This is a genomic window from Pelomonas sp. BJYL3 (genome assembly GCF_027257975.1).
Classification (GTDB): domain Bacteria; phylum Pseudomonadota; class Gammaproteobacteria; order Burkholderiales; family Burkholderiaceae_C; genus Roseateles_B; species Roseateles_B flavus.
This window is the reverse complement of sequence record NZ_JANZKX010000007.1, coordinates 146915-161320: the sequence shown is the minus strand read 5'-3', so window position 1 is coordinate 161320 and position 14406 is coordinate 146915. Positions and strand designations below refer to the sequence as shown.

The following is a 14406-nucleotide window of genomic DNA, read 5'->3' as shown; positions in this document are numbered from 1 at the left end:
CACAGCAATGTCGCAAGCATTCGTTAACGACGCAGCCGTACGTAAACCCGTCAGTTGCCAACGCTGACAAGCACTTGCGTGGCTGACCGCCGCTTGCGTCTTGACGCATCTTTACCTTGTGCGGCCGCCCTTCCATCCCAAATGCAGATCAATGCATACCGCCCCTTCCCGACCCTGTGCCCAGAAATTCGGATAGGCTCGGCGGCGACGCCATCGCCGGCCCGTCGAGGTCCGCCAGAGACCGCTGCGATAAGCTATCCAGATCATGACCCGTGTCCCCGTCCAAGCCTCTCTATTCACCTGGGCACGCCAGCGCGCCCGGCTGGATGAGGCTGTGCTGGCGGCGCGTTTTCCGCACCTTGCGGCATGGGAGGCGGGCGAGTTGCAACCCACGCTGCGCCAACTGGAGCAGTACGCCCAGGCCACCCATGCGCCGCTGGGCTATTTCTTCCTGCCTGCGCCTCCTCAAGAGGCCGTCCCCATCCCGGACTTTCGGACCATGGGTCTCGGCATGCCACGACTGAGCGCCGACCTGCTGGACGTCATCTACACCTGCCAGGCACGGCAGACCTGGTATCGGGATGAGGCCCTGGTCAATGGCGAAGCACCGCTGTCCTACGTCGGCAGCGTGACGATGGCCACGCCGCCGGCGGATGCGGCGGAATCGATTCGCCAACAGCTTGGCTTCAGCGTGCAAGCGCGGCACGAGTGCTCCACGTGGACCGAGGCCCTGCGGCTGTTCATCGCGCAGGCCGAGCAGGCAGGCGTGATGGTGATGGTCAGCGGTGTGGTGATGAACAACAACAAGCGCCACCTGGACCCGCAGGAATTCCGCGGGTTCGCACTGGCCGACAGCATCGCACCGCTGGTTTTCATCAATGGCGCCGACAGCAAGGCAGCACAGATGTTCACGCTGGCTCTTGAGCTGGCGCACGTGTGGCTGGGGCAAACGGCACTGTCTGATGCGGCGCTGCCTGAAACCTCCGACCACGCCACCGAGATTTGGTGCAATCGCGTGGCGGCCGAACTGCTGGTGCCGCAAGCGGAGTTCCGCGCCGCGCTGCTGCGCGACGAAGCGTTGGACCTGGCGCTGCAGCGTCTGGCTCGGCATTTCAAGGTGAGCTCGCTGGTGTTGCTGCGTCGCATGCTCGACGTGGACTGGCTGGACCGGGAGACGTTCCGGGGTGCCTACCGCGCCGAAGTGGCCCGTTTGAACGCCATGGTTGCACGCAATGCCGGCGGTGGTGACTTCTACCGCACCACCGTGGCCCGGGTCAGCAAGCGGTTTGCCCAGACGCTGGTGGCCAGCACGCTGGAAGGTCGCACGTTGTACCGCGATGCCTTCCGCATGCTGGGTATCGCCAAGCCAGGCACTTTCAACGAGCTGGGCCGGACTCTGGGATTCCCGACCTGATGGCCTACCTGCTCGACGCCAACGTCTTCATCCAGGCCAAGAACCTGCAATATGGCTTCGACTTCTGCCCTGGTTTCTGGGACTGGCTGGCGCAGTACGCAGCATCCGTCAAGTGGGCGACGAGCTGAGTGCCGGCGGTGATGAACTGGCAGCTTGGGCCAATGCCCAGGACGATGGCTTCTTCCCATCGCCTGACGCCGCCGTCCTGGCCGCCGCGCAAAGGCTCAGTGCCTGGGTGCTGCAGCAAGGGTGGGAGCCAGCCGCTGTGAACACCTTCATGCAGGTGGCAGATTTCTGGCTTGTAGCGGCCGCCCTGGCTGGACATCACACGCTGGTGACGCACGAAGTTGCGTCGCCATCGCTCAGGAAGATCAAGATACCCAACGCGTGCATCGGCCTGGGCGTGGACTTCCTGTCACCGTACCAGATGCTGCGCAAGGAGCAGGCGCGATTCATCCTGAGGCCGCCCCCTGCCGAGAGCTGAGCGCCGGCGGCAGCCACCGGCACGCAAGGGCGAGGCCCATACGCGAGGCTCAGCGCAAGGACACCTATGTCGGTGCCGACACAAGCCGCGACGTTCGATCGTCTCCTGGCCTGTGGATGCGGGCCTTACTCCAGCAGGAGACCCTGCCTGGAGGGCCGGTTCTCTTGACGGCGCAACGCCGGCGTCTGCCGCCCAGCCTCAGACCAGCGGCACGCCGGTCTTGCTCTGCACGAACTCGCGCGTCACGCCCTCGGCCAGCTCGACGAGCTTCAGGCCCTCGGGCGTCACGTCCATCACGGCCAGGTCGGTGATGATGCGGTTGACCACGCCCTTGCCGGTCAGCGGCAGGGTGCACTGGGGCAGGATCTTCATGTCCTCGGTGCCGTCCTTCTTGCGGGCCACGTGCTCCATCAGCACGATCACGCGCTTGACGCCGGCCACCAGGTCCATGGCGCCGCCCATGCCCTTGACCATCTTGCCGGGGATCATCCAGTTGGCCAGGTCGCCCTGGGCCGTCACCTGCATGGCGCCCAGGATGGACAGGTTGATCTTGCCGCCGCGGATCATCGCGAAGGAGTCATGGCTGCCGAAGATGGACGAGCCGGGGATGGTGGTGACGGTCTGCTTGCCGGCATTGATCAGGTCGGCGTCGACCTCGTCCTCCGTCGGGAAGGGGCCGATGCCCAGCATGCCGTTCTCGCTCTGCAGCCAGACGTCCATGTGCGCGGGCACGTGGTTGGCCACCAGGGTCGGGATGCCGATGCCGAGGTTCACGTAGAAGCCGTCTTGCAGTTCCTGGGCAGCGCGGGCTGCCATTTGGTCTTGGGTCCAGGCCATGGTCGTCTCCTCAGGCGGTACGGGTCGTGCGCTTCTCGATGCGCTTCTCGGGATTCGGGTTGTGCACGATGCGGTGCACATAGATGCCCGGCAGGTGGATGGCGTCCGGATCGAGCTCGCCGATCTCCACGACCTGCTCCACCTCCACCACGGTGATCTTGCCGGCCATGGCGGCGGCCGGATTGAAGTTGCGGGCGGTGCGGCGGAACACGAGGTTGCCGCTCTTGTCGGCGATGTGGGCCTTCACCAGCGAGACCTCGGGCGTCAGGGCCCGCTCCATCACATAGGTCTGGCCGTCGAACTCGCGCAGCTCCTTGCCCTCGGCCACGATGGTGCCCACGCCGGTGCGGGTGAAGAAGGCGGGGATGCCGGCGCCACCGGCGCGCAGCTTCTCGGCCAGGGTGCCTTGCGGCGTGAACTCCAGCTCCAGCTCGCCGGCCAGGTACTGGCGCTCGAACTCCTTGTTCTCGCCCACGTAGCTGGAGATCATCTTCTTGATCTGGCGCGTTTCCAGCAGCTGGCCCAGGCCGAAGCCGTCCACGCCGGCGTTGTTGGAGATGACGGTGAGGTTCTTGACGCCGCTGTCACGCAGGGCGGCGATCAGGGCTTCGGGAATGCCGCACAGACCGAAACCGCCCACGGCCAGCAACTGGCCGTCCTTGACGATGCCGTCCAGGGCCGCGGCGGCGCTGGGGTAAAGCTTGTTCATCGGGATCTCCTGGTGGAAAGGCGTGCCGCAGTCCGCGGCCTCAGCGCCGAAGGGTACTACGTATGCCTTTACGTAGTCGTTACGTAGAATTGACTATCGCCCCCCCCCAAGGAAACCCCATGAACGCTGATGCGCTGCAAGCCGCCATTCCAGAGATCTTCGCGCCGTGGATCGCGCAGATGGGCCTGGAGGTGCAGACCAGCGAGCCCGGTCTCGTGAGCTTGCGCCTGCCCATCAAGCCGGACTTCGTGCACGTGGGGGGCGTCATGTGCGGTCAGACCGCCATGGCCGCGGCCGACACCGCCATGGTGCTGGCCATGATGAGCCAGCTGGGCGCCTTCAAGCCCATGACCACGGTACAGCTGCAGACCAGCTTCCTGCGCCCCCTGAGCGGCAGCCATGCCACGGTGCAGGCCCGGGTGCTGCGCAGCGGCAAGAGCCTGGCCTTCGGCAGCATCGACATCCTGGACGAGCAGGGCCGCCTGGCCGTGCAGGCCACCACCACCTACGCCCTGCTCTGACGCGCCGGCCATGACGCTGGACTACCGCATCGCCTTCCACCAGGCGCCCGTGGGCCTGATGCTGTCGGAGCGGCGGCTCATCCGCGACTGCAACGAGCAGGCCCTGGCCATCTTCGGCGCCACGCGCGAGCAGCTGATCGGCCAGAGCTTCGCCCTGCTCTACCCCAGCCCGGACGAGTTCGAGCGCATGGGCGAGCGCATCGCCGCCAGCCTGGACGCCCGCGGCTACTACGCCGACGACCGGGTGATGAAACGCGTGGGCGGCGCCAGCGTCGGCGAGCTCTTCTGGTGCCACGTCGCCGGCCGGGCCCTGCGGCCCGAAGAGCCCCATGCCCAGGGCATCTGGAGCTTCGAGGACCTCTCGGCCCGCCGCCGCATCACGGGCGACCTGACCCCGCGCGAGCGCGAGATCGCCGCCCTGCTCATCGAGGGGCTGACCAGCAAGCTGATCGGCAAGCGCCTGGACATCAGCCCCCGCACGGTGGACGTCTACCGCGCCCGGCTGATGAAGAAGTACCAGGCCGCCACCACCCCGGAGCTGGTGCACAAGCTGCTGCAGGGCTGAGGCGGGCGGCCTCACTCGCTGTCGTCACGCACGTAGGCCACGCGCAGGGCGTTGCTGAGCTGGTCCACCAGCTGCGCCCAGTCGGCGTTGGCCGAGAGCTCCTCGCGCAGGAGCCGGGCCTGGGCGGGCGTCCAGAACGGCGCCTCGTCGATGCGCAGGGCCGGGTCCAGGGGCGAGTGCTGCCAGATGAAATGCCGGATCTCCTCCGGATGATCCGGCAGGCCCAGCTGGGCGAACAGGTCCGAGAAGCGGTGGTTCATCAGGTTCATGGGCGAGGTCTCCGTGTGCGCTGCAGTGGCAGGCCTGCCGCCTGAAAAGCCGGGCCTTCCGCGGCGACGGCGCTGCCCGGAGGGGGTGGGGCACACGGCGTGCCTGGCTCCAGGCCCCGCCCGGCCGGCCGCCGCTCAGGCCTGCGGTCGCACCAGCTGGCGCAGCACCCGCAGCAGCTCCTGGGGCATCACCGGCTTGGCCAGGTGGCGCTGGAAGCCGGCGGCCAGCGCGCGCAGGCGGTCCTCGGGCTGGGCCATGCCGGTAAGGGCCACCGCGGGCAGGCGCCGGGCCAGCGGCGTGTCCCGCTGCGCCTCCAGGCTGCGGATGCTGCGGGCCACGGCATGGCCGTCCTCCTGGCCCAGCACGATGTCGCAGATCAGCGCATCGGGCCAGTGCGCGCTGTCGCGGGCGCTCAGGCGCTGCAGGGCCTCCGGCCCGCTGCCCACCGCCTCCACCTGGGCGCCCTCGCCTTCCAGCAACGCCGCCAGCGAGGCCAGGGCGTCCTCGTCGTCGTCGATGCACATCAGGCGCATGCCTTGCAGGCCCGGCCCGGCGCCCAGGACCAGGGAGGCCTCGGGCGTCGACGGCTCCGCGGTCGCCGCCACCCGGGGGCGCGCCGCGTCTGCCGCCAGCACCGGCAGCGCGAAGGCCACCTGCACGCTGAGGTCGGACGGCGAGTCGCGCTGCAGCAGCAGGCGCCCGCCGGCCTCGTCCACCAGGGTGCGCAGCTCCAGGGTGTCCGGCGCCTCGTGAGACTCGGGCCGGCCATGGCTGGTCAGCGCCAGCCGGCTGCTGAGGGCCTCGCGCGAAAGGCGGGCCTCCATGCGCCCGCCCGCCGCGGCCTGCAGGGCCAGCTCGCAGACCAGCTGCACGATGCGCGCCATCTGGCTGGCATCGCCCATCACGCGGGCCACGCTCATGTCGATGCTGGTGAAGAGCTCCGTGCGCTGGGCGTCGAGCTGACCGTGCAGGCTGTCCAGCGCCAGGATCAGCAGCCCCGCCAGATTCACCGGATGCTGGCTCAGCCGCCGAGCCAGGGTCTGCGCCTGCTCCTCCTGGCGCTGCAGGGTCCACAGCTGGGCGTAGAGCCCGCCGCGCTCCAGCAAAGCGGCATGGCGGCCCTGCTCGACGATGCGGCCACGGTCCATCACCACGATCTGGTCGGCGTCCACGACGGTGGACAGGCGGTGGGCGATGATCAGCGCCGTGCGCTGCCGGGCCGCCTGGTCCAGTGCGGCCTGGATGGCGCGCTCGGAGCGGGTGTCCAGGGCCGAGGTGGCCTCGTCCAGCACCATGATGGGCGGGTTCTTCAGCAGCGCACGGGCGATGGCGATGCGCTGGCGCTCCCCGCCCGAGAGCCGCGCCCCGCGCTCGCCCACCACCGTCTCGTAGCCCTCGGGCAGGAGCTGGATGAAGGCGTCCGCCTGCGCCGCACGGGCGGCGGCCTCCACCTCCGCGCGGCTGGCCTCGGGCCGGCCGTAGGCGATGTTGTAGGCGATGCTGTCATTGAAGAGCAGCGGCTCCTGCGGCACCAGGCCGATGGCGTCGCGCAGGCTCTGCAGCGTCACCTCCTGCAGGCCCTGCCCGCCAATGCTGATGCGGCCCGCGTCCGGCTCGTACAGGCGCATCAGCAGCCGTGCCAGCGTGGACTTGCCGGAACCGCTGCTGCCGACCACGGCGAAGCGCTGGCCGTGCGGGATCTCCAGCGAAAGCTCATGCACCACCTGGCGCTGCGGCTCGTAGCCGAAGTCGACGTGCTCGAAGCGCAGCGTGGTGTCCTGCAGGCGCAGCGGGCGGGCCTGCGGGCTGTCGCGGATCTCGACCTCCTGGCGCAGCAGGGCGAAGAGCTGTTCGGCATTGAGCAGGGCGTCCCGCGTCTCGCGGAAGACGAAGCCCAGGGTATTGAGCGGCAGGAAGACCTGGATCAGATAGGCGTTGACGAGGACCAGGTCCCCGATGCTCATGCGCCCGGCCAGGGTGTCGCGCCCCGCCAGCAGCATGGCCGCGCCCACGCCCAGGGCGATCACCGCGCCCTGCCCCAGGTGCAGGGCGGTGAGGCGCCGCTGGCTGCGCACCGCGCCATCCACCCACTGCGTGAGCACCTGCCGGTAGCGCGCGCGCTCGCCGGCCTCGCGCCCATGCGCGCGGACGGCCTCGTGGTTCAGCAGGGTGTCCACCAGCAGGTCGTGGGCGCGGCTGTCATGGCGGTTCATCTCGCGCTGGCTTTCGACGCGGGCCCGGGTCTTCCAGGTCGTCCAGCTCACATAGCCCATCAGCGTGGCGACGATGACCAGCAGGTAGCGGCTGCCGTAGTTGAAGCCCAGCACGCCCAGCACCGCCAGGAACTCGACCGCCGTCGGCAGCACGGTGAAGAGCCCCGCGCCCAGCAGATAGCCCAGGCCGTCGGTGCCGCGCTCCACCTCCCGCAGCAGGCTGCCCGTCTGGCGCCGCGCATGGAAGCGCGGGCTCAGGGCCAGCAGGTGGGCGAAGACGCGCTCGGCATAGTCCCCCAGCACCTGCTTGCCCACGCGGGCGAAGACCAGGTCGCGCAGCTCGGTGAACAGGGTGGAGGCATAGCGCAGCAGCGCGTAGGCCAGCAGCAGCCAGGCCGGCAGGGCCAGCGCGCCCGCAGGCGTGAAGCCCGGCGTCAGCGCGTCCACCACCGCCTTCAGCAGACCCGGCACCCCCACCGCGGCGAGCCGGGACAGCAGCAGCAGGGCCAGCGCCAGCAGCACGCGCCCGCGCCAGGGCCGCAGCACGCGCCAGAGCTCGGGCAGCATCCGGCGGGCCAGGGGGTGGGCGGGGTGCGCATCCATCGGCGCGCGGACGCAATCGACATGCCCGCGCCCGCGCGGCAAGAAGTGCAGAAAAATGCGCTGCGCATGTGTCGCCCATGTGTCGCCCATGTGTCGCCCATGTGTCGCCAGATGGGTCCGGGCACGGTGCTTGCTGCCTGGGCTCATCCCAGCCCAGGAGGACCCATGACCCAAGCCGCCGAGATCATGACGACGGATCCCATCACCATCGCCCCACGTGAGACCCTGCAGCGCGCCGCGCAGCTGATGGACGAGTTCAACGTCGGCGCCCTGCCGGTCTGCGAGAACGGGCAGCTGCTGGGCATCATCACCGACCGCGACATCGCCGTGCGCGCCGTGGCCGTGGGCCAGGACCCCACCGAGACCCGTGTGGGCGAGGTGATGAGCGACAAGGTCCACGCCTGCACCGGCGATTCCGACGTGGGCGAGGTGCTCACCGAGATGGCCCGGGTGCAGATCCGCCGCCTGATGGTGCTGGACCAGGCCCAGCGCCTGGTGGGCGTCATCTCGCTGGGCGACTTCGCGGTGCGGGACCCGGCCGGCGTGGAGGCCACGCTGCGTTCCATCTCGATGCCGGGCCGGCCGGAGCGGCCGGAGCGTGGACCGCAGGCCGCCCGCGCCGGTGAGCGGCCGGCGCAGGCAAGGCCTGACCCCGCCGTGAGCCTCCCCTGACCCGGCAAGAGAGGCTGCCAGGGAGGCTCGCTTGTGGCGGGCTCAGATCGCCGCGTGCCGGCCCTGCTGGGCCTTCCACTGCGCCTCGACGTAGCGCGCGTCCTCCTCGCTGCGGGGCTTGAGGCTCAGCAGAATGCCCCCCTCGCGCAGGCCGGACTCGTAGGCCTTGACGCGCTCCTCCGGAATGCTCCAGCCGATCAGCGCGCCCACCAGGCCGCCCGCCGTGCCGCCCAGGCCCGCGCCGGCCAGCGCGGCGGCCAGCGGCCCGGCGATCACCAGGCCGAGTCCGGGGATGGCCAGGGTGGTGCCGGCCGCGGCGATGGCGGCAGCGATGGCACCCAGCGCACCGCCGATGCTGGCTCCCACGCCCGTGCCCTCGGCCGCCTTGGTGCCGAGCTCGGTGGTCTGCCCGCCCGCGGTGGTGAAGTGGCGGTGGCGTGTCTCGTCGGACATCAGCACGCTGACGTCTTCACGGCGGTAGCCGTGGTCCATGACCTGCTGGTAGGCGCGCTCGGCGCTCTCGCGGTCGGGGAACAGCGCGGTGACATGAGGAAGGGTGGGGTCTGCCATGGTGCGTATCTCCTTGGATGCGAGCCCGAAGGCCCGGCGGGGGTGTGCGACCCGCGCGATCAACGGGCGGGACCGTTCCCCTCCCGGCAAGCGCCGGGCCCAGCAGGAGGCCCCGGCGCAGGCCGCCACCCATGCCAGGCCGCCCCCGGCATCCCGGCATGGCGATTGCCTGCATGGCGCCACCCTGTCCCCGGAGGCCCTATGCCCACACCGCAATCCGTATCCAGTCGCACCGCTCGCAAGTCCGGCCGCCCGGCCTCGAAGGCGCGCAACGAGCTGCTCACCGAGCTGAAGGACGACCACCAGCGCGTCAAGAAGGCCTACAGCAAGTACCGCCGGCTGGATGCCCAGGAAGACGCCGAGACCCGCCAGGAACTGGTGCAGCTGATTCTTGACGAGCTGAGCGTGCATGCCCGGCTCGAGGAAGAGCTGCTCTATCCCGCCGCGAAGGAGGAGCTGGCCGACTGCAGCCAGATCGACGAGGCCGAGGTGGAGCACGAGATGCTGCACCTCCTGATCGGCCAGCTGCGCGAGCTCGACCCCGAGGACGAGGCCCAGGAGGCCCAGCAGCAGGCGCGCTTCACCGTGCTGTGCGAGTACACCCTGCACCATGTGAAGGAGGAAGAGCGCGACATGTTCCCTCAGCTCATGAAGGCCAAGCTGGACTGGCTGGGGCTGGCACGGGATTTCAAGGCGCGGCGCGCCGAACTCAAGGGCGAGTCGCCGGACCAGGGAGACCCGCGGGGCGCGCGGGGTCGCCAGGCCGGGGACGGCACCGGTGATGACGAGGAGGCCATGGCCTCGTCCGGCGAGGCCTAGAACGAGGCAGCAGGCGCCGAGGCACCTGCTGCCGAGGGCTCGCCGCCCGACGAAAGATGCCCGGGCAGCCCGCGCGGGGCGGCCTGGGCGCTTCAATGCAGCTTCAAGGCCTCTCTTCAAGGCCCCGCCGGCTCAGCGGTTCAGCCGCCCCAGCAGCATGCCGAAGGCGGCGGCCAGGGCCACCGCAGTCACCGGGTGTTCGCGCACGGTGCAGCGCAGGCTTTCCGCCCATTCCTCGCCGTCCTCGCGCACGAGGTGGGCCTGGCGCCGCAGGGTGCCGCAGGTGGCGCTCACGCCATCCTGCAGGCGCTGCAGGCGCGGCGCGGCGACCTCGGCCAGCCGGTCGATGCCGGCATGCAGGCGTTCGACCCAGCGCTCCAGCGCCTCGGGGCCCTGGCGCTCGCCCCGATCGCCGGCCTCATGCCGGGATGGGCCCTGCCCTGTGCCGGGGCTGAGCAGATCCTCGCCCACCGACACGCTGCCGTGCGGCGCGCCGGCCGTGCCGGGGGGCGATGAAGCGGACGGTGAAGACGACGCGGAAGACGACGGCGCTGAAGACGGGAAACTCGACGTGGACGATGCCATGGGTCACCTCCTGTGAAATTGCAGTGCAGGGAGCCACGGGCACTGGGCCCGCGGCCGACGGGGTGAGGCCCGGGGGCAAATGGCGTGCCGCCTCGGCACCGGGGCTTGGCGCGCGCCGCCAGCCTCTGGCGCAGGGCGCCTGAAGGACCCCGCCAGCCCTGCCCCTCAGGCATCGCGCTTGCCTGCAGTGCCCCATGCAAAGCTACCGACAGCGCTTCCCTCAGCCACCCGCCGGCGCAGCGGGCTTCGATTACCTCATCGTCGGGGCCGGCTTCGCGGGCAGCGTGATGGCGGAGCGGCTGGCCAGCCAGGCCGGCCAGCGCGTGCTGGTGGTGGACCGCCGGCCGCATGCGGGCGGCAATGCCTGGGACCACTACAACGCCGACGGCCTGCTGGTCCATCCCTACGGACCGCACATCTTCCACACCAACTCGGCCGAGGTCTTCGCCTACCTCTCGCAGTTCACCCGGTGGCGCCCCTACCAGCACCGCGTGCTGGCCAGCGTGGACGGCCAGCTGCTGCCCATGCCCATCAACCTGGACACCATCAACCGGCTCTACGGTCTGCAGCTCAGCAGCGAGGAGGTCGAGGCCTTCTTCCAGCAGCGGGCCGAGGCGGTGCCGGCGGTGCGGACCTCCGAGGACGTGGTGGTCTCGCGCATCGGCCGCGAGCTCTACAACAAGTTCTTCCGTGGCTACACCCGCAAGCAGTGGGACCTGGACCCCTCGGAGCTTGATGCCAGCGTCACCGCCCGCGTGCCCGTGCGCTGCAACCGAGACGGCCGCTACTTCACTGACACCTACCAGGCCATGCCCCTGCACGGCTATGCGCGGCTCTTCGACTGCCTGCTGGCGCATCCCAACATCCGGCTGATGCTCAACACCGACTACCGCGACATCGTCCACTGCGTGCCCTGGCGCCACATGATCTACACCGGGCCCATCGACACGTTCTTCGATCAGTGCTTCGGCGCCCTGCCCTACCGCAGCCTGCGCTTCGAGCACCAGACCCTGCCCCTGCCCGCCGGGCGCGAGCACCTGCAGCCCTGTGCCACGCTGAACTATCCGAACGACTACGCCTACACCCGCGTCACCGAGTTCAAGCACCTCACCGGCCAGCTGCATCCCGCCACGGCCGTGGTCTACGAGTACCCGCAGGCCCAGGGCGATCCCTACTACCCGGTGCCCCGGGCCGAGAACACCGCCCTGTACCGGCGCTACGAGGCCGAGGCCGCGCAGCTGAAGGACGTCACCTTCATCGGCCGGCTGGCCACCTACAAGTACTACAACATGGACCAGGTGGTGGCTCAGGCGCTGAGCCAGTTCAAGCAGCTGCAGCGGCCCGGAACGCCATGAAGCGCCGCCAACACCGGCAACAGGCGGCCCGGCGGCCCGCGCCGGCAGGCGCGCCCCGCCCCGCGGCGCAGGCAAGCGTCGAGTCCCTCTCCGCGGCCGGCGAGGAAGACCCGGGCGCCGCGGTGGACACCCTGGTCAGCCCCGGGGCCCCGGTGCCGGGGGCGGGGCAGATGGTGGTACAGATGCCGGGGCAGATGGCGGTACAGACGGCGGTACAGACGGCGGGACAGACGGCGGGACAGAAGGCGGAGCAAGGGCCGGAGCAGGGGGCGCCCCCGCCGCCCGGCGAAGCACCCCCGCGCGGCTGAACTCGGCGCCATACAGGAAGATGAGCGCGGCGTAGTACACCCACAGCAGCAGCACCACCAGGGAGCCCGCGGCGCCGAAGGGCGAGGCCAGGCCGCTGTGCGCGATGTACAGCGCGATCAGGGACTTGCCCAGCGAGAACAGCAGGGCCGCCAGCGCCGCGCCGCCCAGCACATCGCGCCAGCGCAGCCGCACCTGCGGCACCCATTTGTAGATCATGCCGAACATGGCGCTCACCAGGAGCCAGCTGAGCCCGAAATCCAGGCCCCGGGCGAGCGGCAGCCACTGGCCCAGCCAGGGGTTCCAGCGCGCGCGCAGGGCCTCCAGCGCCGCGCTGGCCAGCAGCGAGACGATCAGCAGAAAGCCCAGGCTCAGCACCAGGCCCAGGGCCCGCAGCCGCGAGCGCAGGATCGCCCACAGCCCGCCGCGGCCTTCGTGCGAAAGGTGCCAGATGCGGTCCATCGCGTTCTGCAGCTCACCGAACACCGTGGTCGCGCCCACCAGCAGGCTCAGCACCCCCAGGGCCAGGCCCAGCAGCCCCGCCTCGGGCCGGTCCAGGCTGCTGAGCGTGGCGTCCAGCAGCCGCGCGATGTCGGCCCCGGCCAGGGCGCTGAACTGCTTGAGGATGGCGGCACGCGCGGCCTGCGCGCCGAAGACCAGGCCTGCCAGGGAGATCACGATCAGCAGCAGTGGCGTGATCGAGAACAGCGTGTAGAAGGACAGAGCCGCGCCCATGCTGGGGGCGTAGTCGTCCAGCCAGGCATTGGCGGCGCCGGCCAGGTCCCGCCACCCCGCGCGAGCCAGGCGAACGATCATGGCCGGCGCCCCTGGCGGCGGTCCCGCCCGATGGCACGAGGATTGCCAGAAACAGCCGCCTGGCCCCGTCGGGCCGTATAGGAGGGCATTTCATGGTCAATCTCATCGTGCTGCTCGTGATGGGCGGTCTGATCGGCTGGGTCGCCAGCCTGCTGATGCGTACGGACGGGCAGCAGGGCCTCCTGCTCAACGTCGTCGTGGGCATCGTGGGCGCCGCCATTGCCGGCATCTTCATCTCGCCCATCCTGGGCATTCCGACGATCAACCAGGGCGTCTTCAGCATCGGGGCGCTGGCGGTCTCGCTGCTGGGTGCCGTCATCCTGCTGGCCATCGTCAACCTGCTGCGTCGCGGGCGTGCCCGCTGAGGCTTCCTCGGCGGGTACAGGCTGCCGCGGCCCCGGGCCGCGGCGCTGCCGATAGGCCGTCATCATGGGCGTCACCGAGACGCCATGCAGCAGGATGGAGAGGGCCACGCTCAGCAGCGTGGCCGCGATCAGGGTCTCGGCCACCGGCCCGGCCAGGCCTTTCTCGAGGGCCAGGCTCAGGTAGAACAGCGAGCCCAGGCCGCGGATGCCGAACCAGGCGAGCAGGCGGCGCTGCCCCGGCAGCAGCTCCTTCTCCCGCAGCAGCGGCAGCACCGACAGCGGCCGCACCACCAGCACCAGCACCAGCGCGAAGGCCATCGTCCAGGCCGTGAGTCGCACGCTGTGCAGCGCCAGGCCCAGGGCCAGCACCGACACCGCCTCCACCAGGCGCTCCATGCGCGAGCCGAAGGCGTGAAAGCGCTCGGGCAGCGAGAAGCCGACATCGCCCGAGGTCTCACCCCGCAAGGCTTGCAGCAAGACCAGGCCGGTGCAGAAGACCACGAGAAAGGTGGAGGTGAACGTCAGCCGGGCGAGGCCACAGGCCAGGGCGACGGTGCCCGCGTAGAGCAGCTCGTCACGCAGCAGCAGCTCGCCCTGCAGCCAGCGCCGGCGCAGCAGCCGCCCCAGCAGCGTGCCCAGGCCCAGGCCCAGCAGGGCGCCGCCCGCCATGGGCCACAGCAGGTCCTCCAGCCACCAGCGCACGCTGCCCAGCGGACCGCCCACGCCCAGGGCATGCAGGCCCAGCAGGCCCAGGGCCAGCATCACGGCGGGAGACACGGTGCTGTCGTTGAGCGCCCCCTCGGCCGTCAGGGCCAGGCGCAGCGCGTCGCGGTCGCTCTCGGAGCGGACCTGCACCTCCGAGGCCAGCACCGGGTCCGTGGGCGCCAGGATGCAGGCCAGCAGCAGCGCGGCCGGCCAGGGCAGGCCCAGCAGGTACACGCCCGCGACACCGCCCAGCAGCATGGCCAGCACCACGCCGGGCCCCGCCATCAGCAGGGCCAGCTTCCAGGGATGCAGATGGGGCAGCACGCGCAGGCGCAGGCCCACGGCGAACAGCGACATCAGCAGGGCCAGCTCGGTGCCCAGGGCCAGGAGGGAGGCATGCCGGGTCCACAGGTCCACGGGTGGCGCCCCGAGGCCCAGGCCGGCCAGCCAGCCGGCCATCAGATAGACCACCGCCGCCGTCAGCGGCAGACGCCGCAGCAGGCGATGGCAGAGCGCCAGCGCCAGCAGCACCCCGCCGAAGAGCAGCAGCAGCTGGGTCAACATCGCGGCGCTCCGCCCCGGAAGTGCCACCAGACC

14 protein-coding genes and 2 pseudogenes are annotated in these 14406 nt (G+C 70.4%); 8 read left to right on the top strand and 8 right to left on the bottom strand.

What is annotated here, in order from left to right:
* Window positions 1-265 precede the first annotated feature (265 nt).
* Both O9Y01_RS20105 and O9Y01_RS20095 read left to right on the top strand, forming a co-directional pair.
* Window positions 266-1414: an ImmA/IrrE family metallo-endopeptidase gene (locus O9Y01_RS20105; RefSeq protein ID WP_269633407.1), complete on the top strand. Its 1149-nt coding sequence runs from the start codon at window positions 266-268 to the stop codon at window positions 1412-1414.
* A pseudogene (locus O9Y01_RS20095) lies at window positions 1414-1898 on the top strand (DUF4411 family protein). Before O9Y01_RS20105 ends, O9Y01_RS20095 begins: the two are co-directional and overlap by 1 nt.
* A gap of 198 nt (window positions 1899-2096) precedes the next feature.
* Here the strand turns inward: O9Y01_RS20095 and O9Y01_RS20090 are convergent.
* On the bottom strand, window positions 2097-2735 hold the full coding sequence (locus tag O9Y01_RS20090) for a CoA transferase subunit B (protein WP_269633406.1): 639 nt from the start codon (window positions 2733-2735) through the stop codon (window positions 2097-2099).
* A 10-nt stretch (window positions 2736-2745) separates the two neighbouring features.
* Complete coding sequence (locus tag O9Y01_RS20085; RefSeq protein WP_269633405.1) at window positions 2746-3444, bottom strand: CoA transferase subunit A; 699 nt, start codon at window positions 3442-3444, stop codon at window positions 2746-2748.
* A gap of 119 nt (window positions 3445-3563) precedes the next feature.
* On the opposite strand from O9Y01_RS20085, the gene O9Y01_RS20080 reads away from it, so the two are divergent.
* Together O9Y01_RS20080 and O9Y01_RS20075 are read left to right on the top strand one after the other, a co-directional pair.
* Window positions 3564-3965, top strand: coding sequence for a PaaI family thioesterase (locus O9Y01_RS20080; protein ID WP_269633404.1), 402 nt, complete (start codon window positions 3564-3566; stop codon window positions 3963-3965).
* Between the two features lie 10 nt (window positions 3966-3975).
* Entirely contained in the window at window positions 3976-4530 is a 555-nt protein-coding gene (locus O9Y01_RS20075; RefSeq protein ID WP_269633402.1) for a LuxR C-terminal-related transcriptional regulator, read from the top strand.
* 11 nt (window positions 4531-4541) lie between these two features.
* Here O9Y01_RS20075 and O9Y01_RS20070 read toward each other — a convergent pair whose 3' ends face one another.
* Both O9Y01_RS20070 and O9Y01_RS20065 read right to left on the bottom strand, forming a co-directional pair.
* A complete protein-coding gene (locus tag O9Y01_RS20070) occupies window positions 4542-4799 on the bottom strand; it encodes a DUF2789 family protein (protein WP_269633401.1) in 258 nt (85 codons plus the stop codon).
* Window positions 4800-4934: 135 nt separating this feature from the next.
* Window positions 4935-7616 (bottom strand): ATP-binding cassette domain-containing protein, encoded by a 2682-nt coding sequence (locus O9Y01_RS20065; RefSeq protein ID WP_269633400.1) that lies wholly within the window; start codon window positions 7614-7616, stop codon window positions 4935-4937.
* Window positions 7617-7781: 165 nt separating this feature from the next.
* Here O9Y01_RS20065 and O9Y01_RS20060 point away from each other — a divergent pair, with 165 nt between their 5' ends.
* Window positions 7782-8288, top strand: a complete 507-nt coding sequence (locus tag O9Y01_RS20060) for a CBS domain-containing protein (protein WP_269633398.1) — start codon at window positions 7782-7784, stop codon at window positions 8286-8288.
* 42 nt (window positions 8289-8330) lie between these two features.
* Here the strand turns inward: O9Y01_RS20060 and O9Y01_RS20055 are convergent, their stop codons facing one another.
* Window positions 8331-8858, bottom strand: coding sequence for a hypothetical protein (locus O9Y01_RS20055; protein ID WP_269633397.1), 528 nt, complete (start codon window positions 8856-8858; stop codon window positions 8331-8333).
* Between the two features lie 201 nt (window positions 8859-9059).
* Between O9Y01_RS20055 and O9Y01_RS20050 the strand changes: the two genes are divergently transcribed.
* Window positions 9060-9677: a hemerythrin domain-containing protein gene (locus O9Y01_RS20050; RefSeq protein WP_269633396.1), complete on the top strand. Its 618-nt coding sequence runs from the start codon at window positions 9060-9062 to the stop codon at window positions 9675-9677.
* Window positions 9678-9809: 132 nt separating this feature from the next.
* On the opposite strand, the gene O9Y01_RS20045 is transcribed toward O9Y01_RS20050, so the two are convergent.
* Window positions 9810-10262 carry a hypothetical protein gene (locus O9Y01_RS20045; RefSeq protein WP_269633395.1) on the bottom strand — a complete coding sequence of 151 codons (453 nt, stop codon included), beginning with the start codon at window positions 10260-10262 and terminating at the stop codon, window positions 9810-9812.
* A gap of 194 nt (window positions 10263-10456) precedes the next feature.
* Between O9Y01_RS20045 and glf the strand changes: the two genes are divergently transcribed.
* Window positions 10457-11617 (top strand): UDP-galactopyranose mutase, encoded by a 1161-nt coding sequence (gene glf / locus O9Y01_RS20040; protein WP_269633394.1) that lies wholly within the window; start codon window positions 10457-10459, stop codon window positions 11615-11617.
* 135 nt (window positions 11618-11752) lie between these two features.
* Here the strand turns inward: glf and O9Y01_RS20035 are convergent, their stop codons facing one another.
* Entirely contained in the window at window positions 11753-12739 is a 987-nt protein-coding gene (locus O9Y01_RS20035) for a YihY/virulence factor BrkB family protein (protein ID WP_269633393.1), read from the bottom strand.
* Between the two features lie 92 nt (window positions 12740-12831).
* On the opposite strand from O9Y01_RS20035, the gene O9Y01_RS20030 reads away from it, so the two are divergent.
* Entirely contained in the window at window positions 12832-13104 is a 273-nt protein-coding gene (locus O9Y01_RS20030) for a GlsB/YeaQ/YmgE family stress response membrane protein (protein ID WP_269633602.1), read from the top strand.
* Between the two features lie 69 nt (window positions 13105-13173).
* Here the strand turns inward: O9Y01_RS20030 and O9Y01_RS20025 are convergent.
* Window positions 13174-14373, bottom strand: a pseudogene (locus tag O9Y01_RS20025) (cation:proton antiporter domain-containing protein); the annotation flags it as partial.
* Between the last annotated feature and the right edge of the window lie 33 nt (window positions 14374-14406).